The sequence below is a fragment of the Orientia chuto str. Dubai genome (assembly GCF_000964595.1).
Taxonomy (GTDB): domain Bacteria; phylum Pseudomonadota; class Alphaproteobacteria; order Rickettsiales; family Rickettsiaceae; genus Orientia; species Orientia mediorientalis.
This window is the reverse complement of the sequence record NZ_LANP01000006.1, coordinates 26,663-49,931: the sequence shown is the minus strand read 5'-3', so window position 1 is coordinate 49,931 and position 23,269 is coordinate 26,663. Positions and strand designations below refer to the sequence as shown.

Genomic DNA, 23,269 nt, shown 5'->3' with positions numbered 1-23,269 from the left:
TTCTGATACTGTCTTAGGAGTCAAGGATAAAATTAGGATTAAAGATAGAATTATTTTTAATTACACCAAAGACAATATGTAATAATTTACGCATAATAGCAACAATAATAACTTTAGTGGGTTTACCCTTACTAGATAGCTTTTGAATAAACTGCTTAAATATAGGGTTATGATTTTTAGCAACAATAGCTGGAAAATATAGAGCCTTCGTAGGTTACAGAACCTATTTTAGATATAGTGCTTTTTCCCTTTAGGAGGTACCGGAAGTTTTATTTTAGGTGTAAGCCCTGCATATGCAGCAAGCTGCCTAGCATTACTGAAGGATTCTATATCAGGGGATTCTGCAAGTATAGCAACAGCAGTAATTCGACCAATTCCTGGGATAGTTTGCATGTTATCTACTTTATGCTTGAATTCAATATTCTTAGCAAGTAATTTATCTATATTAAGTTCAATATTTTTAATTTCTTTTATAATATGGCTAGCAAGTTTATTGTAGCTAGCACATACTGATTTATATAAGTCTTTTTTGTTTCAAGATAATTCTGTACCTTCATATTGTCCTTTGAAATTTTGCAAACAGGATATAGCTCTTTAGTTCTTCAGCACCTTATTCCGAGGAATTATTGATGTAAATCATTCTTACTTGATATTCAGCAATAATCATGCTATCTACCTTATCAGTCTTATGACATGATAATTTGCTTTTTGCAAAGGTGTTAATACAAGCAGGGTTTACTATACTCACTTTATGGTTATTGCTGTACAAAAAATTAGCAAATGACTTACCGTACTTACCAGTTGCCTCCATGCATGCAGCTACCTGAGTAATTTTATGTTTTTTTAACCATTTAACTAGCTCTTTAAAACCTTGTTGATTATTATTTACTTTAGTGTGATGATAATTTTTATCAATGAGTAAGGAAATAGTTAAATCTAATTTGGATACATCAATTCCTAAAATTGGTTTAGACATTATATTGCTCCTTGGAAGATAAGTTTTAAAAAGGGAACCAAGACTTTAGCTAACCATATTTATACAGAATAAGTCAGACTTCAGATACTGTTCAGCTTTAGCCTTGTGAAAGAGGGCTCTTATCAGAACCACAGATTTAATATCTAGTCGCATTTACAGAGTCACCTCTTTCTACCTTCAAAAGTAAGCTAACTCCTTTGAAAGCATCCTTGCAAGTATTTTTCTTGCTCTTTCAAGATACATGTCACATCTATTGTTAATTTTTTACTCGCAAAATTAGTTATATTGATCTAAACTGTGAAGCACTAAAAAGATTTAGTACTTTTTTTATGTAATTATATTTCAGTTTCTGTTAATTAGGTTATGATTAAATTGCCTACAGTATCACAGCATATGAAGATTCATAAAATTACTGCTAATAAGTCTTTTGGGCAGCATTTTCTTCTTGATCTTAATATATGCAATAAGATCATTAGCGTTGCCCCTAGTACAATTACAGGGAAAGTTGTATTGGAAGTAGGGCCAGGACCAGGTGGATTAACTAGAGCTATTTTAGCCTGTAATCCTAAGAAATTAATTGCTATTGAAAAAGATATTAGTTTTATTAAATTATTGCATGAAATACCTGTTTTATCTTCTTCTAAACTTGAGATTATTTATGGCGATGCTTTACATTTTGACTTGTCTAGTATCAAGGCAAATCATATAATTATTATCTCAAATTTGCCTTATAATATTGGAACTAAACTTATTGTACGATGGTTACATCAAATATCACTAATTGAATATATAATAGTTATGCTTCAAGATGAAGTAGTAGAACGTATAATATCTTCCCACTCTAAAAAAAAATATGGTCGGCTTACAGTTCTTTCACAACTTGTTTCTGATGTACGAAAGTGTTTTAAAGTATCTTCTAAGGTTTTTAATCCTCCACCCAAAATAGATTCGAGTGTCCTTCTAATGGTACCTAAAAAGCAGCAATTAGATAAACATACTATAGAGAATGTACAAAATATTACTAAGTTAGCATTTAATTCTAGAAGAAAAAAACTAAAAAATTGTTTAGGTACTTTATTAACATCAAAAAATATTACTAATGAAGTATTTAATACAATATTACATCAAAGACCTGAACAGTTAACTCCTGAGCAATATGTTCAGTTAAGTAGAATTCTTTTGTAAGAAAGTATCCTAAAATATACTGAATTTTGTAATAAATAGCTTAACTTAAATAAAATTATTTGATTTGAATGGAAATTTTTGTTTTTTGGAGTGTAGTAGCTAGTACATTTGTTATATTGGTAGGTACAATTTGGATTTTGCTTTACAAAATTACTAAACTAAAATTAAAACTAACTTTTATTGAAGAAAATTATAATAAACTTTTACAGCACGCAGAACAACTAGAACTTGATAAATTAAGTTCTATACAAGAAATACAGGAATTAAAAACTAGAATTGAGTTTATTAAGTTAGATAATAATAAAAAAGAAAAAATGAATGAAGAAGCTTTGCAACTTGCTAAAGCTTCTTTACTAGATTTAGGTAATGACTTGTCTAAGCAATTAATTGCTTTACATAAGCAAGAAACAGAGCAGTCAAGAAGATTATCTGAAAATAATATTTACAATATTAACTTAAAGTTTCAACAAGAATTTCAAAAATTATTAGAAATTATTGCAGTACTTAATAATAAAGTTGATGAGTCAACTAAGATTGTAGAAGTTATTAAGAGCTCACTATTATCTCCATCTGGTGTAGGAATGTTAGCAGAAATTACTTTGGAAAATATTTTAAAAGCATCAGGTTTAAGAGCTAAGTATGATTTTATTATGCAATGTAATCTAACCAGTAATGAAGATAATGGACGCTTACGTCCTGATGCATTGATTTTTTTACCAGGTAATAATTTGATGATTATTGATGCTAAAGCTTCAAAATTTTTAATAGATATGCCTCATACTACTGATAGTGCTGTTGATACAGCTAAAGCAGATAGATTAAAAAAAAGTATAAATCTTCACCTTAAAAATCTATCATCTAAAGAATATGCTAAAGCTATAGTTGATTCTTATCAATTTGAAGCGCATAATTTTAATAATATTATTACTTTAATGTTTTTACCTACTGAAACCGCAATAGAAAATTTATCAAATATAGATAGGGAATTTATTCATAGATCATGGGAGCTTAACATTTTCCCAGTTGGGCCTTCCGGCTTAATGAACATGTTATCTTTTGCTAAGTTTCAAATAAAAGAACAAATGAGATATGAAAACCAGAAATTAATATTAAACGAAGTAGAAAAAGTAATATTATCTATTACTTTATTAACAGAACATGCCCATAAATTAGGTAATAACATTCAAAGTATAGTAAATAGCTACGATCAATTTGCAGCATCATTTAATAGTAATTTCCTGTCAAAAGCTAAAACAATTCAGCAATTAGGAATTGAAACTAAAAAGAGTAGAAATATAGACAATAGTAAGTTAATGTTACCAAGATATCAACTAGTTTCATCTAAGTCAGATATTGATATGGTTAATACTAAAATTAATAGCACAAATAAAGTTCTGAATTAAGGTTTAATAAGCTTTTTAAGTATGGCAGTAAGCAACTAAAAAAGATAGTATATGGAGCATTTCATACTGAGTAGTATATCTTGCATTTGCAAACTTAAAAAAAATATTAGAGATCTTTGCGACTCTTTTTTTTCAAAGATAGTTAATAAGTTTTCTCCTTTGGTAGATTAAGGGGTTAAGAAACATAAGAAAGCGGTTGGAAATAGCGAGAGAATAGATGAGACTATAGTTAATGGAAATAATCTATCTATATAAAGAAATTAACTTTTGTGGCAATACTATTGAATTCTTACTAAGAAAGTATAGAGATGCTGCAGCTGTTAAGGTAGGTTTTTTTCAGAAAACCTTTATTAAGAATAAGGCTAAAAATAGTGATAGATAAGAGTGGTACTTCTGCTAATGACTTTAATAACAAACTACTTAAGAAGCAAAAGATAAAAACATTCCAAAACGAATATTTGAGCAATATCATGTACTTATTAAAAAATAAATTAAACTAATGCTTCGCTTAAATAGTTTTTTGTAGTGCTAAAAACCATTGCTGATAAGAAATATTAGTATAATTCAAAAAAGAACAAATAACCGAAGCTAATGATCATGTATCTACTTTCGAGAATTTTTTAAAATGCTAATGGCAGCATAGCGTTGAAAAGATCAAATTTTGTGGTATTCCATATAGATACAATAGAATCCTTTTGCTTCTATATATTGTGTTTGTTTACATCTTCTTGGATCTATTACTTAATCTTCTTGCATTCTACAGTATATAGTATATCGATAAATAAATCCAGAAATACCGCTATCTTTATTCTTATTGAAACTCTTCTAAAGCATTTTTCTAAATAAAATATCTTGCTTTGTCAATATGACCCTAAATAGTATTAGTCCATATATATATTGAAATCTCGATTTTTTCTTAACTCTCTATTGCGAATTTTAAAAATATTATTGGTATACTAAATTCCATTTATATTTTAGAAAAAATAGTCAACTTATCAATATTAAATGTTGACCTAAATATTATGACTTTTTTTAATAGTAAGTATTTTTGTAATTATTTTGTAACACCTAATTTAGTTTGAAAACAAACCTTAGATTATATACAGTTCGTCAATTATAAGTATTGATTGTTAAGAATTAATCCTTTAAATTTTGTTTTTATAACTTTTAGGTCAATTAATGATGCTTATATAGCCTAACTAATAATGAAATATTGACTAAAAATACTAATAAACTTTAATATAGGCTTCATAAAGTTTATAAGTTAAGGAAATTTTACCTTTTATTTCTTTATTATATGGTATGTTTTTTTCTTTAAAAAGTTAAATGTTACAAATTAAAAAATCTAAATGAAGACCTTTATATAAGCTCGTTCGCGTAACTTATTACGAAATTTATTAAATTCCATATGCACCTGATTTAAAAAAACTTTACTTATTAAATCGTCATGTTCATGCTGAGTTATATCTTTTACTTTTCTACTACATAAATGAAAAAATCTAAGATTATTAGATGTTTTAATAATGCTACTACTGCTATTTTCCTGCAAGCTTTCTAAAATTGTTCGATCATAAATATTCATATCTTTTAAATCCTTAATCACGTATTTTACTTCAGCAAAATCAGAATATTCTTTTGTATCAACATTACAATTAATCTTCGACTGTAATGTCAGCATCCTTTTGTAATTATCTAAAGAACTAATGCTGCTAGCAACTAAAAATTTAACTTCAGTAGGCTTAGTAGATACAAGTAATAAATCAACTATATCATGATTACTAGATTTAGCTAGCATTCTATTAATTTTTGATATTATTACTCGTACTTCATAGAATAATAAAAAGTCATCATAACTAACTCCAGCTTCTTTTATTGCATACTTAAAATATTGATCAGGTAAATTAGCAGCTTTTTCTTCCATAGCTATAAATTGATTAATTTCATCTATAGAAGCGTTAATACCATGCTTCCTTGCTTCATTTAGGAATATAATTTTATCAATTAAAGCTTCTAGAGCTAGAGTTGTAAGTTCAGTATCACTAATAGAAGTAAGAGATTGGCTTGTATGCAAAAATTTGATTACTTTCTTAAAATTTTCTAACTGATATGATGTAATTGGAGCTCCATCAACAACAGCTACTATTTTAGTAACTGCCAAAATAGTAAAGCTATTACATATAATTATTATAGCTAAAAAAAAAGATAAAATTTTATTCATAAATTTTCTTATTTATCAGTGCCTACAGGAATTACCATATTTAAGATATAAAAATTACTAAAAAAGTAATAGCATATATATTGTTTTACAATTATATATGCTATTACTTTTTAAATGATAAACTGAATATATCTTTTAATTACATGCATCTTTTAATAATTTACCAACCTTAAAGACTACCTGCTTACGTGCAGCAATATTGATTTTAGCACCAGTTTTAGGGTTATGCCCATCTCTTGCTGCTCTAAATCTCACACAAAAGCTTCCAAAGCCAACAATATTTATATCAAAGCCACTTTTAATAGCTTCTTCAACACTACGCAATACTAAATTTAGAGCTCGTTCTAAATCAGCTTTAGTGACTTTGTCTATATCAGTCTTAACAATTTTATCATCAATAATTTTATTTCTCTTAGAATGTATAAAGTTTATAAACTCGCCTTTATTTAGACTTTTTCTTGGTTGATTATTTGTATTCATAAATTTCCTTATAATAATTAAAATTACATTGTATCAATATAACTAAACATCTTACTAATTATATAAATAGTTCATATTATTAATGATAAACTAAAGCATTTTGCTATTAACATGATTTTTCTACAACAATTTACTCAGCCACATGCTATGCTTGCTTAATTAAACACTCAAGATATCATTAATATATCTTAAAATAAAACTAGTATTAAATATACTACAAACCAGCTATTTTATATTAAATTATCTATTTAAAAATAACAATAACTTATTAAGAAGTGCATTAATAATAACATCTTTTGCTATTACTTAGGAAATAATAACATGGGGCGAATAACCGGCCTCGAACCGGCGACCCTCAGATCCACAATCTGATGCTCTAACCAACTGAGCTATATTCGCCATAATAAAAAATTTCACCCAAGTTAATATATTATTATCAAATCCTGAAAGTCAAGTATATATCACTTGATATTTATTACCTTAAGTAAATTTAATCTGTAAACTTTTATAAACAATCATGCAATTGAACAATAACTGTATTTAAGTTAGATAAAAGTAGTTTACTATCAATATTTTTATTCCATGCTTCTCTATCTAATCTAATAACTTTAATTTTATCATTAAATAATGCATTTAGATTTTTAATATTTTCTTGTTGCCCTAATATTACACATAAAGACTTTTTTTTAGATAAAGATCTAATTTTTTGTATAGTACTTAAAATAATCCCTCTATGGCAGTTAATAGGCACCTTTATAACCTTTGCTTTATTGCAATTAAAAAAATATTCAATAGCACTATCTAATACTATAATATCCCTAAAAAAATTTTTAAAGAGATCATTTTTTTTCTCCTGAATTACATTTAACTGTACAATAAATTCTTGATAGCTTTTAAAAAGATCTTGCTTTAAATAATGATCTAATTTATTTGTAAGAATTTTATAAAGTTCTAATGATATTAATTTAATATTATCAATATCATACCAAATATGCCAATTGTTTCTTATACCATTATTGATCAAGCTTATTCCTTCAATTCCTGATAATTTAATCACTTGAGACTGACAAAAGGTAGATAGCTTAGTCATGTAATGCTCAAATCTATCATCTATATATATTATTAGATCTGCAGATTGAATTTTATAAATATCGCTTGGCTTAAACTGATAGCCATGAGAACAACTATTTTGTCCAAATTCTAAACTTTCTACTTCTGCTAAATCTTGAACTATGGCTTTTACAATCGCAGCAATTGGAGTACTAGAAGTAACAATATGAAGTTTTTGTTGAGCCAATATAATACCACTATAATTATATACTAAAAAGGCTAATATAATTATCTTAAATAATTTAAATCTCAAAACCATGACTTTAATAAATTAATTAACTCTTGCTTGTTAAGCGTAAAATTACTGCTTATCCAGGCATCATTAAGATGTAACAATGTTTTCTGAATATCTTGCTTTGTAAGACCAAGTTCCTTAAGATCATAGCCATTAACTGGCAATTTAGATCTTGATTTACAAACTTGCTGCTTGACTATATTTGCTTCTTTCTCAGAAAGACATTCCAATAATAAAGCTAAATCAATATAATCATTAATATTGTCTGTTCCATATGCCCAATATTTTCTTATTAAGAAGATAGCATTTTTACTTTGACACTCAGATAAAAAAGTGCACAGCATAACTATTTTTTTAATCATCGCTTTACTAAAACGTAAATTGAAAAGGACAGCTTTGAGATCTTGTATAACATTACCGCTTAGTAGTGCTGAGTAAAGCATTGCATGATTTAGTAAAATGTATTTATTTTGAGCAATTATTATTATGTTCTTAAAAATTTCTAGATTTAGCTTTAATTTAAGACCTATGTAATGTGTAATATTAATTTCTACCATTTTTACTAAAGTCCTGTAGGCATTAGGGGAAACAATAATTTTATTTAGCTCTTGAATAATCCTTTCCTTAGATAATATAGTTAAACTTTTAGCGTTTTTAGCACATGATTGATATCCTTCTTGGTCTATAGATCTAGCATAATATGAAGAAAATCTAAAAAATCTTAAAATTCTTAAAACATCTTCTTGAATGCGAATATTGGAATCTCCAATAAATAACACTTTTCTATCTTTTAAATCCTGCAATCCATTAAAGTAGTCATATAATAAATTTTTCTCAAGTGAATAACTTAGAGCATTAATAGTAAAATCACGCCTTTTAGCATCCTCAAAATAATCATTCGAAAACTGTACTTTGGCATGCCGGCCATAACACTGTATATCTTGTCTTAAAGTTGTAATCTCAAATTTTTCCTCATCTATTATAGCTGTTACAGTCCCAAATTTGATACCAGTTGCATAACATCTTATATTATTTAATTTTAATAAACTCATTACTTCCTCTGGAAGTAATTGTGTTGTAATATCAATATCATTAACTGGTTGGCCTAACATAATGTTTCGTATTGCCCCCCCTATAACTCTTGCAGATCTTACTGGAGTAGAAAGTATATGCAATAATTTTTGTATATTTTGCGATTTCCATATTATACAGATAGGGATTTTTATCATAGATAGAACATGCCAACAACCATTAGCACTGTATAATGGATTAATACTTTATTAAGAATAATATGTTTCTTCATCAAAAGTTCCTTCAGACTGATCAATGATCAGTGTAATGGTAGCATCTCCTGTAATATTTATTACTGTTCTAAGCATATCAAGTATTCTATCAAGCCAACTAAAATTGCTACTCCTTCTACAGGTAAATTAACAGCCGAAAGAACAATAGGCAACATAATTAAAGAAGCTCCAGGTATTCCTGCTCCGCCAATAGTTCCTATTGTTACCATTAATATTATGACGAAATAATCATGTAACTGTAAAGTTACTCCAAATACTTGAGCAAAAAAAATTGTAGTTAAAGCTAAATTAATAGCAAAACCATCCATGTTAATAGAAGCTCCTAATGGTAAAATAAAATTAGTAGTAGCACTAGATACTCCTAGTTTATTCTTGCAAACATCCATAGTTGTTACTAAACTAGCCTTGCTACTACTAGTAGATAAAGCTAAAATTTGATATTCTATACTTTTTCGATAAAATGGAAGTGGAGAAATGCGACAACATACCATAATTAACACACCAAAAATTAAGTATTGCATAATCATTGCTAACACTATTGCAAATATTAGCTTTGATACTCCAAATAGTATACCAATACCATGCGTTCCAACAACCCAAGCAGTTAGTGCAAATGCTCCATAAGGAGCGAATAAGATGATTAATGAAATCATTTTCATAATCATCTTAGAAATAATACCAAATAATTCACGTAGTGAATATGAATTAGACATTTTATTAATAGTTATACCAGTAAATATCGCTAAAAAAACAACTTGTAGTATGTTGCCATAGACGACAGCTCCTAAAGCACTATCAGGTATAATATTTATTAAAAAGTTAACTATATCAAATTTTGTTTCCCCTAAATTAGTAGTTTTTACTGGAAAATCAATAGTTAATCCTATACCAGGCTTCAAAATAATTGCCATTCCAATACCAAATAACACAGCAAATAAAGTTGTTGAAAAAAATGCAATAGTAGCTTTAATACCAAGTCTTCCCAAAGAATTTGAATCGTTTACACTAATAATACCAGATACTAATGAAAAAAATATTAATGGAGCAATAACCATTTTTATTAAGCGCAAAAATATGTCACCTATTGGTTTGATATGATTAACATATTCAGGAAATAAGACTCCAGTAATTATTCCTAATATGAGACCTAATATTACTTTTTTCCATAACATCATAAAAAAAATTAAGACAATTTTTAGTTAAAAATATATAAAACTATGCTTAAACTTAATATTTAAGTTAGTGGTTTGTATAGTACAAACTATACATGGTGATTTTAAAACTTACTATAACAGTATATGCCTATAAATTTATATTCATGAAATATATATTTTCAAGCCACAAAATTTTTGCACTTACTTTATGTGCAGGATAAATCAGTTTTACTATATCATAATAAGATCGTAATTGCTTCAAATATGAAGCTTGAACTTTAAATTGTGTTTTAGGAACTGAAAAATCAGTTTTATAATCAATAATAATAACATGATTATTCTTAATTACTAAGAGATCAATTCTTTTAAAAACAAAAACTTTTGCATTATCAATATGAAACATATCATGGTTATTTTCAATGCTAGAGTTATTGCTTAATTGTATAAGCCCTAAATTTACTTCACTCTTTAATTCATAGCTATTTAATAAATAATTAAATTCTTGGCTTGCAAATAGAGCATTTAAAGTTTTCTCTACTTTGTTTTTTTGCTTAATTGTTAATAATTTAAAATAATGATTATTAACTAAGAACTTTGCAGTTCTATTTTTTACTACTTCCTCTAAAATTTTGTGACAAATAACTCCATAATTAATTCCATATTCTCCATCTAGTGGACTAAATTTACTTAATGATATTAAATTAACATTTAAAAACTTTAATTCTAATACTCTATTTAGCTCAAACTTAAAATCAAAAATCAAATTTAATAAAGTTGAGCAGTCATTCTTACCTTGACCAATTTTAATATAAGATTTCTCTTTTAAAGAATTGCCATATTTAAAATGACTGCCTTCTTGTTCTAAATTTACTGCCAATTCTGAAGAAATCTCTGCTCTATTGTATACCACTTTATTAATGTATGTAAAGCCTAAATTACATTCTCTTCTACTAATTCCAAAAATTTTAGATATCGATTTTTGGATAATATTATACCAGCATCCTTGCGACAAAGTTGCAGTTATGCTATAACCACAAATAATTAATTCATCTTCAGCTCTTGTCATTGCAACATAAAGCAGCCTTAAATACTCTTGATAATCAGCACTTTTTAAAATCTCTATCTGTTTTTTGAAATAATCATTGTAATACTGAGATTGCGTTGGCCATAACATATTACCATTATTATCCCATAATATACCAGAGGGGCTAATAGGTAATGTGGTAGTATCTGGCAGAATTACTATCGGGGCTTGCAGACCTTTGGCAGCATGAATAGTCATGATATTTATACAATCTTGAGTATCAACATCTCTTTTTATTTCAAAATCATGACTCTCAAACCAAATAATAAATTCTCTTAAACTGGGAGAAAAAGATGCAAAAAAATACTCTACTGTTTTTAGAAATTCGTCAATAATGTCATTTCCATCTTCAATATTAGCATTAATTAACACTTGCCGATAATTTAATACTTCTATTACTAAATGAAAAAAATAATCAGGAGTAGTAGTACAGTATAACTCAATGAATTTTAGTAGTTTATTGACTATATTTTGATAATATAAATTATCTTTTTGAACTACAGCTAAAAATTGCCATATACTATCTTTTAGTTCCTTGTTCTTGCATAAAAAATAGATATCTTCTTCAGAGCAACCAATAAATGAAGATTTAAGTAAACAAGCTAAATTTAAGTCATCACTTGGAGTAATTACAAACTTAGCAAGAGCTACTAAATCGATTATAGATAAATGATCTTTCAATGATACTCTGTCGATACCAGAAACTTTTAGATTAAGCTTTCTAAGCTCAACAACTAACTGTTTTACAAATTTATTCCTACGCCTTACCAAAATAAGAAAATCTGAGTATTGTATTGGTTGCTTAGTAGAAGATAAAATTCTTTGAGATGAAATTTGAAGATTGATATAATGGGCAATTTTCTTAGCTAGCAAACAAGAACTATCGCTAGAAATTTCATTACTTTTATCTGTAAAAGCTATTGGCCAAAAAACTTCTTTAGCATTTTGTGACTTAGTTTTAGTAGTTTCTATATCCCATAACTGTACAGAGCCATAATTTGCTTCTCTAGCACATTTCAATTTTACTAAATCACTACTATTAAATAATTCAGGACTTTCTAAGCTTAGATCTGAAAATACTTTATAAACAATATCTAATACTTCTTGAGTAGAACGATAAGATATGTCTAAACTTACAGATTTAAATATTTTTTTAGCAGCAATGAAACTACTTTTTAGCTCTTTGTTAAGAGTATTAAATATATTAACATCGGCTCCCTGGAAACTATAAATTGCCTGCTTATTATCTCCTACCGCAAAAAAGGTTGAGTGATTATTCTTTTCTCCTCCAGCGAGTGAATCACTCAGTAAAGTAAGAATAATATTCCATTGCTCCAAACTGTTATCCTGTGCTTCATCAACTAAAATATGATCAATAGACTGATTAAGTTTATATAATATCCAATCTTTATTTAAATTATCCCTTAATAATTTGTTGGAATAACGAATTAAATCATTATAATCAAGACAGTTATTAGATAATTTATAATGTTGGTATAAATCAAGCACTACTATAGCAACATTATATAAATGATATGTTGAGTCTATTATTTTTATGGAATTAAGCATATCATGTGCTTGCAAAATATCTTCTTGTAATGAAGAAAGATATTCTCTTAAATCTGTTTTTTTTAAATCTTGATTAATTAAATTACGTTTTCTTTGACCATTATTTGTTAAAAATAAAGCTATTATTTGATCAAGCTGCTGAACAAATGATAAATAATCTAATTGTTGATATTCAATCAAGTTAGTTATAAGCTTGCTGTTGTTGTTATGCTTTGAGATAGGATACTGAATAAATTTAGAAAAAAGCTGCTTAATAACTGACTCTTTATTACTAAGATGAAAATATTTTAAAAGAAAATTTTTGTAACTTTCGGCAGTTGAATAATTCTCTAATAATAATAAAAACTTTTGCTGATTATCTATTATGCTATGAATTAGTTGTGTTATACTATTTTCATGCTTGGAATTAATAATAAATTTTAGTGATGCTTGTAGTTCACTACTATTGTGAACTAAATTTTGCTGAATAAAATTAATTATTTCTTTGATCTTTAGCTCATCTAAAATACTAAAATTTGCATTAATGCCAGCTTCTACTGGAAATTTTTGTAGTAAATGCTGGCAAAAGCTATGAATAGTCTGAATAGCAATATTTTCTTTTGCTTGTAAATATTCCTGACACAAGGATCTAGCTCGTAATACTTGATTATCAGTTGGATTTATACCTAGCACATTATGCATGCTAATAACTAGTGTTGCATTATCCATGCATGCCCAGCTCTTTAGCTGATTAACAATTCTATTCAGCATTTCATTAGCAGTGGCATTAGTAAAGGTTAAGCATAATATTTTATGTAGTTTGGCTCCAGATAGTAATAACCTTAATACTCGATCAGTTAAGACTTTAGTTTTTCCTGTACCAGCGGAAGCTGATACCCAACATGATATATGTGGATCAGAAGCTAGTAATTGATTAACATTCATAATACTAAAACTTAATGATTAGGAATAAAGATATCATATACTACTCCCGATCTTGTTAACAAGGTAACCCAAGAAGTAGTTACATATTGTATAGCTACTATGCAAGCTGGAAGTAGCTTGAGGTTGATATCATTTTGTGCTACTGTTAAATTTAAAAACTCACATAAGGATGGCTGATGCCCTATAATAAGTAATGTTTGTATATCATCTGGTTGCTGTTGGACAATATTGATAATATTTTCTGCATTACTTTGATATAACTTATCTATAATAGTATTATTAATCTCAATTGACATTGCCGTCTTAATAATATTCAATGTTTCCAAAGTGCGAATACTAGGAGAACACAATACTTTTTCAATATTGAATTTATGTAGAAAATAAGCTGCTTTTGTTACTGCTTGTTTTCCTAGTTTACTAAGTGGTCTGGAAAAATCTTTAATATGATACTGAGCATCTCCATGTCTCATAAGCAATGTTTGTTTCATTTAGTTTTCTATCTGTAATTAAAAAAGCTAATTCAAACATATTTACTATAATGACACAAATAATTTTTATTCTAAGTTATTATTTAATAAATACGCAAAACTTCAGTTTAGAATTAGAGAAGGTTCCTTTAAGCTTGAACATATAAGATACCGTTAAATATAGAATGCTTTAGCCTATTAAGCATTCTGTTAATTCTAAATTTTTAACTTAAAACTGAAGCTTTAAAGAATGGAGAAGTATAGCAATAAAATATGTTAAAAATACAAATCATACCTAGCTATTTTTTTTAGGGGTTAATATGGGTAAAATCTTGTAACTACATGCTTTTATAAGCACTGCTTTATTTACTATATAATTTACACAATATCGTTGCAATATACTCTTATAAGTTAAAATTATGATAGATAATTTCAAAACTATTAACTTGAGGGTTGTTTAATTGTAATTAATATGCCATACTATATAGAAATAAAACTTTAAGATGAGTGCCATAAGGTTAATCTATATAGAGGTTTTAGCTTTACTGGCTAACATATGGCTTGTAACAGGAAGGTCTGAAGATGGAAACTAAGCCTATATGTTAGCCAATAAAGCTAAAACTAATTAAATCAAGTAAGAATACCAAAGCATATTGCCTAAACAAAAAGCAGGCAACATATAATTTGCGCTAATGGTTAAAACTTAACTTCAAGCATTTATACTATAATGTACATTTAATGTCAATTTATTTTATTAATTTTTTTTTACTTTAAGCTGTAAGAAATTTGGTATATTGTTACGACATATAATATTTAACTAATCAAAGCAGAATAGATGCATAGAAAATTTTAAATTTTAATATATTTTTTTACTATAATTTTTAACAAATCATATATACACAGTATTTATTCAACTAAAACTAGTGCACTTTTACTAAAGTATTGTTCAATATCATTCTTCAGATTTCGATATGTTTCGCTTTTTAATTCGTTACTTGGTATTAAAAATTGCCGTACAATTACTTTAGAGATAATTTCTGTATCATTACCTTGATACTTGCATGACCGTTCAACGTAAATCCATGGAGTATCAATTATATAGTTAAAGCGGTCAATATTTTTTAGTTTTAAGTTCTTGATTATAAGGTGGTTATAATTTGTACAAGGGTTACCTATAAAAAGATCTCCTATTTGAGTTGGAGAAACACTAGTTATGCTATTGAAAGCTGGATAATCCCATATTGGATTTAATAAAACATAACCTAAATTAGTTTTTTTTATTTGGTGAGTAGTATTATATTCATATCCGATAGTACCATCATTAACTATTCTTGGTAGCTTTAAATTTAAGCTTGGAAAGATCAGGCTTTTCTTATTATGCTCTTCCAAATAAGTACCACTTATATAATTAAAAAATAATTCCTTTAATTGTTGCTGTGACATATAAAGTAGCTTAGAATGAAGCATAATGGCAGATTCTTCTCCTATATAACTTGTTCTCCCTTTCCAGTTAGCTACATTATCTTTAATTTCTAGAATACGGTCATGAATTACTTGGGAATGATTTGGATCAATACTGGGAACACGTTCATAGCTTGACCTTTCAGAATCCAATACTAGTGCCATTCTATCTGCAATATCAGGAAAAATACCATTAGCCATGCTTAAACTATTGCATGGATCAATCCAGTATATTTTACCATTTTTATCAATAATCTTAAGTATAACATAATTAAACACATTAACATCAGGAAGGTACAATACTGGAGTAATTTTTCCTATTTTTATTAAGGCAGGTTGTACTTTATACCCTATACTTTTTAATATTGCAGCTATACTAACAGCAAAGTCTCTACAATTTCCTTTTTCAGAATCTGTAATTTTAATCAAGTTTCTGGGAACAAACTTGCCATTAATTGAATACCATCCTGGAGCATATTGTATTTTTTCGTTGAACATTGAAGTTACAAAATTAATTTGTTCTATGTAACTTGAATATCTCTTCGCTTCTTTAGCAATAACAGCAAATAATTTTGGTAATGGTTGATTAATAACTTTAAAATAATCTTTACTTAACTTATCTCCTAATTCTTCCCATTTGCTAACGGTTGATACAGAAATCCAAGTAGCGTATTTGTCATTTAAAATTGATTCTTGTGGTTCATTTTTTAGCTCTATAGTTAACGGCTTCATTAAAGTTATTTTAATAGCATCTTTATTATTCACTGCAGTATTTGCAGTAGCACTAGAAATAACTTTTAGTTTGTTATATGGATCACTAATCTTAGTATTTAAAGCCAATTTAGAATTAATATTTATTTGCATTTTTTTATGATATCCATACGGATATAATCCAAAATGACCACTATAAAAACCTTCAATCGGAGATTTTGTAGTAACTTTATATTTTAGAAATATTTCTGCTCCGATTTCTAGTTTAGGAAAAGTTATTGATACTTGCTTGTAAATATCACTGCCAAAGCTAATAGCAGCTAATGGTTTATACTCGATAAAATTAACAGGCACAATATATTCCTTGCCATTCAAGATTGTTTTGGCTTTAAGTATTTTTATTGAATCAATGTTTTCTCTATATAGGTATGGCACACGATAACTAGCAAAAAACATGCGACCTTGCTCTTTAAGGATTTTAGCATGAATATAAACTAAGTATTCACTGAATCCATTTGCATCAATTGCTATATCTAGACTACATGACTTAATTTCTATTACACTATCATCAAAATTCTGCCACTCTGCATTTGAAGAATTGAGAAATGTTATTAACAATATCAATGGTAATAAAGATTTAAAGATTTTATGTGTCATAACATTACCTAAATAGCTAGCTCTTTAATTAGACTGTATTTCATGTTTTTTAGAATCATTAAAAACTATTGCTGTTAATTCAAAATTTTGTTTAATAGCATCTTTTAACTTTTTATATACATCGCTTTTTAGATCTTTATTTAATATTAAAGATTTGCGGAATATCACTTTAACTGTAATTTTTATATCGTTACCTTGACACTGACAAAATCTATGAATATAAACCCATGGAGTATCAATTTCAAAGTTAAAAATATTAATGTTTTCTATTTTTTCATCCTTTATTTCAATTACATGAGTAATAGTGCGTGGCAAACCCAAAAAAAGGTCCCCAATCTGATCTGGTTCGGAACCAGAAATATGCGATAAGTAGGTATGGTATAGCATTAATACTGAGCCAAGATTAGATTGAAACAATGAGTTAGGCTTGTTATACTCACATTCAAAAGTTAAATCTTTTACTATTCTTGAAGTTAAATCTGGCAAAACGATTCTTTTTTTATCTTGTTCTTCCAAAGAAGTGCCACTTGCCCATTTAAAAATCAAATCTTTTACTTCTTGCTGCGAATTCTTCAGCTCTGCACCAGTTATTAAATATGCCTGCTCTCCTAGAAGAGTTAATTTAGTTTTCCAATAGGCAGAATTTTTTTCAGTTCTTGATATTGATGTTGTTAATATAAGTTGTGAATGATCTGGATTAATATTTGGTATTTGAGCATAACTAGAATTTTCTGGATCCAGTACTAGCGACATTCTATTAGCAATATCAGGAAAAGTTCCACCAGCCATGCTTACAAAATTAGTAGGATCAATCCAATGCAACTTGCCATCTTCACTAGTAGCTCTGAGTATAGCATGATTGTAATGGCTTACGCACGGAAGCCATAATTTAGTTTCAAAAGAGCGTATTCCTCTATTAACAAAAGCTGGCTGTACTTTATAGCCTATATTTTGTAAAATTGCAGCAGCACTAATAGAAAAATCTTTACAGTCACCTAATTGAGCTTCTGCAATTTGCGCTAAATTCCAAGGCACAAATCGACCATATCTAATTGATCGATAATCTCCATGATATTGAATAACATGACTTAAATCTGAAGTAACAGAGTTAACTTGATCCTCATAGCTTGAATATTTTTTTGCTTTATTAGCAATGACTTGAAACAATTTAGGTAGCTTTTGGTTTAATATTTTATAATAATCATCAGTAAATTTACCTGCTACATCTTCCCAGGTGTTAGTAGATGAAATAGATACCCAAGTTTTTAGCTGATTGCTTAATAATGAATTTTCAGGTTCATTTGTTAACTCTGTAGTTAATGCTTTAACCAAAGTTATTTCAGCAGAGTGAAATTTATCTTTAGAACTTGTTTTGACTTCTAATACATTATATGGATCATTAATTTTAATATATAATGGTAATGCAGAATTAATTTTAATATGTCCTTTTTGATGCCATCCACCATTACCAAATTCAAATATATCGTCATAATAGTTTGGGGCAATTGTTTGATTTTTTCTTTTATATACCAAATGTATTTCTGTACCAACTTCTACTTTAGTAAAGTTTATTAAAATTTGTCTCTTGTGATGAAACCCATATTTTTCACTAATTAGTGGAAGATCATGAACTGATTTAAGATCAACATTGTATTCCTTACCCTCAAAAATAGTTTTAGCAATTATTAAGTCTAGCTGAGAATTTACACTATCATATTCTAGCATGTAATTAGTAAAAATTTTGCGGCCAGCCTCATTGAGAATTTTTACTTGCTGTTCAATTATTTCTTCACTTGAGCCATCACTATTAACTATAATATTTTGATCAAAATGTATTATTTCTAAATCACTATCATTATAACACTTCCATCTTGCTTGAATTGAATTAATTGTTGCAATTAAAAATATCAATTGTAGTAATAATATTCTACATAACATACTAAACTTAAAATAAATGCAATTGGTAGAAAATAAAGTCATTAATTACAGATACATCCTAAGATAGAATTAACTTCTTTGAAATCTTTTAGATTTATGCTACCATCTACTATAAAAATCTATGGTTATGAGACTATATAGCTATCATTTATTTCTCTAATTGTCAATAATGTTTGTTACTATTAGACCGAGTGCGAAAACAATAGCTATTATTTTAGCACTTTTGGGAGCTTTACTATTAAGTATTTCTATGATGTTAGCTAAAAAACTACCTTCTGAGGTTTCAACATTGCTTATAGTATTTATTAAAAGTTGCTGTGGATTAATTCTATTTGTACCTTACTTTGCAAAACATAAAGTATTATTATTAAGGACAGATAAGTTGTATATTCATTTATTAAGGATTGTTTTACTAGTTGGAGCAATGTTGGTTAATTACTATGCCTACCGTAACTTACCTATAATACTTGCTACTTCTATTGGTATGACAGAAGCATTATTCACTGCCATTTTTTCTAAAATAATTTTAAAGGAAGATATCAGTCCTCTAAAATGGGTATTAATCTTTACAGGATATTTAGGAGTTACATTGATAATAATGAAACCATCTATATCATTAGAAGCTGAGCCAATATTTTTTACCTCAAAATTAGCTATAGTTGCTGCTTTATTAGCTAACATATTGGCAGCTAACTGTGCAATTATTACCAAAATTTTATCTAAGCATGATTCTATCATTACTATTGTATTATATACTTACCTAGGTACATCAATTGTTTCTTTTCTATCGTTGACATTAAATATTGATGGATTATCAGTGTTTGAACTATTGACTATACAAGATATAGCAATTTTATTTAGTATTGCTATATTAGGAGTCAGTGCACAATTATGTTATACTACTGCTATTAAATATTCTACGCCCATACTTATTGTTCAATTCCAATATATTAGAATATTGTTTGCTACACTGATAGGAGTAGTGGTATTTAAAGAACAATTAACTATATTAACAATAATAGGAAGCATAATAATTATATGTTCTGCTTATTTAATTAATTTTAAACCTGAGTTCAAAAAAAAAGTTGATTAAATCTATAAGAATTAAGTACGTTTTTGTATATGTTATTTTCATAAGTTGAATTAATTTGATGGATCTGTTTACTACTGTTTATAGTGTGAATATGTGTAAGTGAAGTGTTAATAGTTGTATTATAGCTCTCAAACTGCTATTTTTAGATATAGATTACTAGAAACAAAATACTTACGCTAGTATTTATTAATAACATTTACTAATTAAAATTTATGAATTTAGAATACACGCTTTCAATCTTAAAGCCAGATGCAATTAAGAGAAATATAACTGGAAAAGTTAACAGCTATATAGAAAATGCTGGACTGAAAATTATCGCTCAAAAGACCCTTTTACTGACTACAACACAGGCAGAAAATTTTTATATTATGCACAAGGATAGTTCATATTATCAAAGTTTAGTTCAGAATATGACATCCGGAATAATAATTGCCCAGGTGCTGTATGGTCTAAACGCTGTTAAAAAATATAGAGAGATCATGGGTGCTACTAATCCTATTGATGCAAAAAAAGGAACAATTAGAGGAGATATTGCAAAAAGCATAGATGAAAATACAGTTCATGGATCTGATAGCTTAGAAAGCGCTGCTATAGAAATACAATTCTTTTTTGCGTTAATTGAATATGCTTATCATTAAAACTGAAAAAATAACTTTTATCGTTATTTTACTATAAATAATAGGGGAAAGAGTTATAGTTTTTTTAAATGATTGCTAGGTGTTAGCAAGGCCTCTAGCGGTTATGCAATATCTAAAAAGATAGTTTTAATTAATTAGAAAGACTACTAGAATATCTGAAATAAGCATTCTAACAATAGTGTTGTTTATTGTCAGTTCCTTATATAAGAACTTTAAATATTTTTACATAAGTCATTTACAATTATAAAAATCTGATCTTAATTTATCTTTATACTGCTTAATAATACTACTAGGTATATGCATAGACTCTGCATCAATTTTTACAAGGCAAAATATAAGGCCGTAAACTAGCTAAAGGAGATGATATGGATCATAATTCCTGATTAATAAAGCATATTACTTTAATGGTTTGTTATTTGATGATAAGGCTATTTAAAACAAGAATTACTTCTCAATCTTTGCAATTAAGGATTGAAGTTGATATCTGGTATATTGAAACTGTATTCAGTGTATTAAAAGGTTATTTTGATCTTGAATAATATATATTTGTAATAATTAAGATACATTTCAATATGAAATGCTGGAGTTATTATTTAGTTGCTTATTGCTTTAATCCTACTAAACCTTCTATTAATTAAATTCTTAATCCAAAACTGAGGTCTATAATAATCGCTTTGTTATTATAGGTATAAGTGTATAATGTAAAAAAATATGATTATTTTATTGTAATGAATTATATAGTTGAAACATACTTATTATTAATAAGTAATATTTTCTTTTCTAATTTCATTTTTAGCATTGAGTCTGAATATGTTTTTAGCGCTATGAGGCATTTTGGTAATTATCAATTATACTTGGCATTAATGTTTATTATATTTTCTTTATTTTGCGTTAGTAATGTAAATTATTTTTTAGGTAAGTTCTGCTATAAAATATATTCTTACTATCAAACCCATGACCTAATCGTAAGATATAATAAATTATTTATAAGATTTAATGAGTATTGGGGACTAATATTATTGTTAACTCTTGTACCAATCCTAGGAAAAACAATAATTTTTGTTGCAGGATTTTTACGCAATTCTTATGCTAAAAATATTAGTGCATTTATAGTAATAAAAACACTTTACTATCTTCTTGTTTGTTAATTACAAAAAATGAGAATAATAGAAGTTTAGCTCCCAAAGCCACTATCTTAGGTTAGTCCTGAGCTTGAAAATTGAAAAAATCGAAGCTGAATAAGAAAGTTCATTATCTATAGCATGCGTTGTCACGAAATAGGAATTAATGTCTATAATTAGCTAAGCTAATTGTAGCAATAAAAATGCGAGAATAGAGAATATAGGCATATTATATTAGATAATCTTGGTAAAGAGTTTACTTAACTTTGACATCTTAATTTTGAGTTATAGAATTTAGTGCTAATAGAAGGTTTAGTAGTCTTATTAAGGCAACAAGTAACTAAAAGATTAATATTAAACTCAATATTTATTAAGATAATAATACATATTTTATTTACCTCTCTAAGTGCTCTTCTAATACCTCCTAATCCAAAACTGATGTTTTGCACTTACGTGTAGGATTTATGATAACATATATTTTTTTACTCCTTCTTTAAAATACTTGAAAAAATCATCTATAAAAGCAGCAAATTTCTACTAATCTAAACACATGAAAAAACAGTGAATATCTTTAAAAGATTGCAATAACTAGTTGCATAAGAATTTTTATTTTAAATCCAAAATGCTAGATTTTATATTTTTCATATTACTAATGCTTAATTCTTTCTAACTCTAAAAATGGTGCTTAATTACATAACTTTTGCTGTTACCTACATAAACTAAGCAGTGATTCATTTTGAATATTAAATATATGATTAATTGCTTGCCGAGCAAGTTTTAACATCTGTATTACTTGTTCTTCTATAAAAGCTTTTCTTTCTGCAGATATTTGTATTTCAACGATTTCTACAGTTTTTCCAGAGCGTCTAAAGACAAAATTAGCATCAACTTCTGCACAGCAGTCTTCTTGGTAATCCAAGTCGACAATAACCTTACCATTCGATATACCACAAGATATCGCTGCTACTTGATATAAGATAGGATATTCTGTAAAATTCTTTCCCTGCATTAACTTACTAACTGCTAAACACATTGCAACATATCCACCAGTTATTGATGCTGCACGTGTACCACCATCTGCATTAATAACATCGCAGTCAATTAAGATTTGCCTTTCACCTAGAAGCTTTAAATCTACAGCTGCTCTCATAGAACGTGAGATTAACCTTTGAATCTCCTGAGTACGACCAGATTTTCCTTGGACTCCTTCTCTTTTAACTCGTTGTGATGAAGAGCCAGGTAACATACTGTACTCTGCAGTGACCCACCCACCTTGTTTTTTATTTCTAAGAAATAAAGGTAAAGATTGTTCAACAGTAGCACTGCATATTACATGAGTATTACCTACCTTAGTTAAGCATGATCCCTGACTGTTAAGCATAACACCAAGTTCTATGCTAATAGGACGCATCTCGCTTTCTTTTCTACTACATAACCGCATCTTAGATTTCTATATATTTTTTCTTGAAAAGATCAAACTAAGAAATATATTATAGATAAAGTTTTTTAGCTAAGGGAATAAAAATCAGTAGTATATTAAA

16 protein-coding genes, 1 tRNA gene and 1 pseudogene are annotated in these 23,269 nt (G+C 27.6%); 5 read left to right on the top strand and 13 right to left on the bottom strand.

The window, feature by feature from the left end; genetic code table 11:
* Positions 1-228: 228 nt before the first annotated feature.
* The gene (locus tag OCHUTO_RS05080; RefSeq protein ID WP_084215321.1) at positions 229-393 is read right to left on the bottom strand and encodes a transposase; all 165 of its coding nucleotides are present in this window, start codon (positions 391-393) and stop codon (positions 229-231) included.
* Positions 394-610: 217 nt separating this feature from the next.
* Positions 611-976 (bottom strand): IS110 family transposase, encoded by a 366-nt coding sequence (locus OCHUTO_RS01500; protein ID WP_052694609.1) that lies wholly within the window; start codon positions 974-976, stop codon positions 611-613.
* A gap of 363 nt (positions 977-1,339) precedes the next feature.
* Here OCHUTO_RS01500 and rsmA point away from each other — a divergent pair, with 363 nt between their 5' ends.
* The 3 genes from rsmA to OCHUTO_RS07025 all read left to right on the top strand — a co-directional run bounded on the left by rsmA (position 1,340) and on the right by OCHUTO_RS07025 (position 3,946).
* A complete protein-coding gene (rsmA, locus tag OCHUTO_RS01495) occupies positions 1,340-2,161 on the top strand; it encodes a 16S rRNA (adenine(1518)-N(6)/adenine(1519)-N(6))-dimethyltransferase RsmA (protein WP_045797097.1) in 822 nt (273 codons plus the stop codon).
* Positions 2,162-2,229: 68 nt separating this feature from the next.
* On the top strand, positions 2,230-3,564 hold the full coding sequence (locus OCHUTO_RS01490; protein WP_045797096.1) for a DNA recombination protein RmuC: 1,335 nt from the start codon (positions 2,230-2,232) through the stop codon (positions 3,562-3,564).
* Positions 3,565-3,796: 232 nt separating this feature from the next.
* Positions 3,797-3,946: a DDE-type integrase/transposase/recombinase gene (locus tag OCHUTO_RS07025; protein ID WP_370664235.1), complete on the top strand. Its 150-nt coding sequence runs from the start codon at positions 3,797-3,799 to the stop codon at positions 3,944-3,946.
* A gap of 963 nt (positions 3,947-4,909) precedes the next feature.
* Here the strand turns inward: OCHUTO_RS07025 and OCHUTO_RS01485 are convergent.
* The 10 genes and pseudogenes from OCHUTO_RS01485 to OCHUTO_RS01440 form a co-directional block, all read right to left on the bottom strand.
* Positions 4,910-5,782 carry a SurA N-terminal domain-containing protein gene (locus OCHUTO_RS01485; protein ID WP_045797095.1) on the bottom strand — a complete coding sequence of 291 codons (873 nt, stop codon included), beginning with the start codon at positions 5,780-5,782 and terminating at the stop codon, positions 4,910-4,912.
* Between the two features lie 135 nt (positions 5,783-5,917).
* Positions 5,918-6,262, bottom strand: coding sequence for an HU family DNA-binding protein (locus OCHUTO_RS01480; protein ID WP_045797094.1), 345 nt, complete (start codon positions 6,260-6,262; stop codon positions 5,918-5,920).
* 322 nt (positions 6,263-6,584) lie between these two features.
* Positions 6,585-6,661: transfer RNA gene (locus tag OCHUTO_RS01475), tRNA-His, on the bottom strand.
* 106 nt (positions 6,662-6,767) lie between these two features.
* Entirely contained in the window at positions 6,768-7,631 is an 864-nt protein-coding gene (locus OCHUTO_RS01470) for a metal ABC transporter substrate-binding protein (protein ID WP_045797093.1), read from the bottom strand.
* On the bottom strand, positions 7,622-8,836 hold the full coding sequence (locus OCHUTO_RS01465) for a CCA tRNA nucleotidyltransferase (RefSeq protein ID WP_045797092.1): 1,215 nt from the start codon (positions 8,834-8,836) through the stop codon (positions 7,622-7,624). Before OCHUTO_RS01465 ends, OCHUTO_RS01470 begins: the two co-directional genes overlap by 10 nt.
* Positions 8,837-8,887: 51 nt before the next feature.
* Positions 8,888-10,086: pseudogene (locus OCHUTO_RS01460) on the bottom strand (dicarboxylate/amino acid:cation symporter).
* Positions 10,087-10,213: 127 nt separating this feature from the next.
* On the bottom strand, positions 10,214-13,642 hold the full coding sequence (locus OCHUTO_RS01455; RefSeq protein WP_045797091.1) for a UvrD-helicase domain-containing protein: 3,429 nt from the start codon (positions 13,640-13,642) through the stop codon (positions 10,214-10,216).
* An 11-nt stretch (positions 13,643-13,653) separates the two neighbouring features.
* Positions 13,654-14,130 (bottom strand): SixA phosphatase family protein, encoded by a 477-nt coding sequence (locus OCHUTO_RS01450; RefSeq protein WP_045797090.1) that lies wholly within the window; start codon positions 14,128-14,130, stop codon positions 13,654-13,656.
* 885 nt (positions 14,131-15,015) lie between these two features.
* The gene (locus tag OCHUTO_RS01445) at positions 15,016-16,938 is read right to left on the bottom strand and encodes a DUF3857 domain-containing protein (protein ID WP_045797089.1); all 1,923 of its coding nucleotides are present in this window, start codon (positions 16,936-16,938) and stop codon (positions 15,016-15,018) included.
* 24 nt (positions 16,939-16,962) lie between these two features.
* The gene (locus OCHUTO_RS01440; RefSeq protein ID WP_045797100.1) at positions 16,963-18,876 is read right to left on the bottom strand and encodes a DUF3857 domain-containing protein; all 1,914 of its coding nucleotides are present in this window, start codon (positions 18,874-18,876) and stop codon (positions 16,963-16,965) included.
* 169 nt (positions 18,877-19,045) lie between these two features.
* Here OCHUTO_RS01440 and OCHUTO_RS01435 point away from each other — a divergent pair, with 169 nt between their 5' ends.
* Entirely contained in the window at positions 19,046-19,969 is a 924-nt protein-coding gene (locus tag OCHUTO_RS01435) for a DMT family transporter (RefSeq protein WP_045797088.1), read from the top strand.
* Between the two features lie 212 nt (positions 19,970-20,181).
* Positions 20,182-20,607, top strand: a complete 426-nt coding sequence (ndk, locus tag OCHUTO_RS01430; RefSeq protein WP_045797087.1) for a nucleoside-diphosphate kinase — start codon at positions 20,182-20,184, stop codon at positions 20,605-20,607.
* A gap of 1,827 nt (positions 20,608-22,434) precedes the next feature.
* Here the strand turns inward: ndk and rph are convergent.
* On the bottom strand, positions 22,435-23,169 hold the full coding sequence (gene rph, locus OCHUTO_RS01420; protein WP_045797086.1) for a ribonuclease PH: 735 nt from the start codon (positions 23,167-23,169) through the stop codon (positions 22,435-22,437).
* Positions 23,170-23,269: the final 100 nt, after the last annotated feature.

Excerpts from the sequence above, each read along its gene's own strand:
- OCHUTO_RS05080 (WP_084215321.1), bottom strand. The coding sequence starts at position 393 with ATGCAAACTATCCCAGGAATTGGTCGAATTACTGCTGTTGCTATACTT.
- OCHUTO_RS01500 (WP_052694609.1), bottom strand. The coding sequence starts at position 976 with ATGTCTAAACCAATTTTAGGAATTGATGTATCCAAATTAGATTTAACT.
- rsmA (WP_045797097.1), top strand. The coding sequence starts at position 1,340 with ATGATTAAATTGCCTACAGTATCACAGCATATGAAGATTCATAAAATT.
- OCHUTO_RS01490 (WP_045797096.1), top strand. The coding sequence starts at position 2,230 with ATGGAAATTTTTGTTTTTTGGAGTGTAGTAGCTAGTACATTTGTTATA.
- OCHUTO_RS07025 (WP_370664235.1), top strand. The coding sequence starts at position 3,797 with ATGGAAATAATCTATCTATATAAAGAAATTAACTTTTGTGGCAATACT.
- OCHUTO_RS01485 (WP_045797095.1), bottom strand. The coding sequence starts at position 5,782 with ATGAATAAAATTTTATCTTTTTTTTTAGCTATAATAATTATATGTAAT.
- OCHUTO_RS01480 (WP_045797094.1), bottom strand. The coding sequence starts at position 6,262 with ATGAATACAAATAATCAACCAAGAAAAAGTCTAAATAAAGGCGAGTTT.
- OCHUTO_RS01470 (WP_045797093.1), bottom strand. The coding sequence starts at position 7,631 with ATGGTTTTGAGATTTAAATTATTTAAGATAATTATATTAGCCTTTTTA.
- OCHUTO_RS01465 (WP_045797092.1), bottom strand. The coding sequence starts at position 8,836 with ATGATAAAAATCCCTATCTGTATAATATGGAAATCGCAAAATATACAA.
- OCHUTO_RS01455 (WP_045797091.1), bottom strand. The coding sequence starts at position 13,642 with ATGAATGTTAATCAATTACTAGCTTCTGATCCACATATATCATGTTGG.
- OCHUTO_RS01450 (WP_045797090.1), bottom strand. The coding sequence starts at position 14,130 with ATGAAACAAACATTGCTTATGAGACATGGAGATGCTCAGTATCATATT.
- OCHUTO_RS01445 (WP_045797089.1), bottom strand. The coding sequence starts at position 16,938 with ATGACACATAAAATCTTTAAATCTTTATTACCATTGATATTGTTAATA.
- OCHUTO_RS01440 (WP_045797100.1), bottom strand. The coding sequence starts at position 18,876 with ATGTTATGTAGAATATTATTACTACAATTGATATTTTTAATTGCAACA.
- OCHUTO_RS01435 (WP_045797088.1), top strand. The coding sequence starts at position 19,046 with ATGTTTGTTACTATTAGACCGAGTGCGAAAACAATAGCTATTATTTTA.
- ndk (WP_045797087.1), top strand. The coding sequence starts at position 20,182 with ATGAATTTAGAATACACGCTTTCAATCTTAAAGCCAGATGCAATTAAG.
- rph (WP_045797086.1), bottom strand. The coding sequence starts at position 23,169 with ATGCGGTTATGTAGTAGAAAAGAAAGCGAGATGCGTCCTATTAGCATA.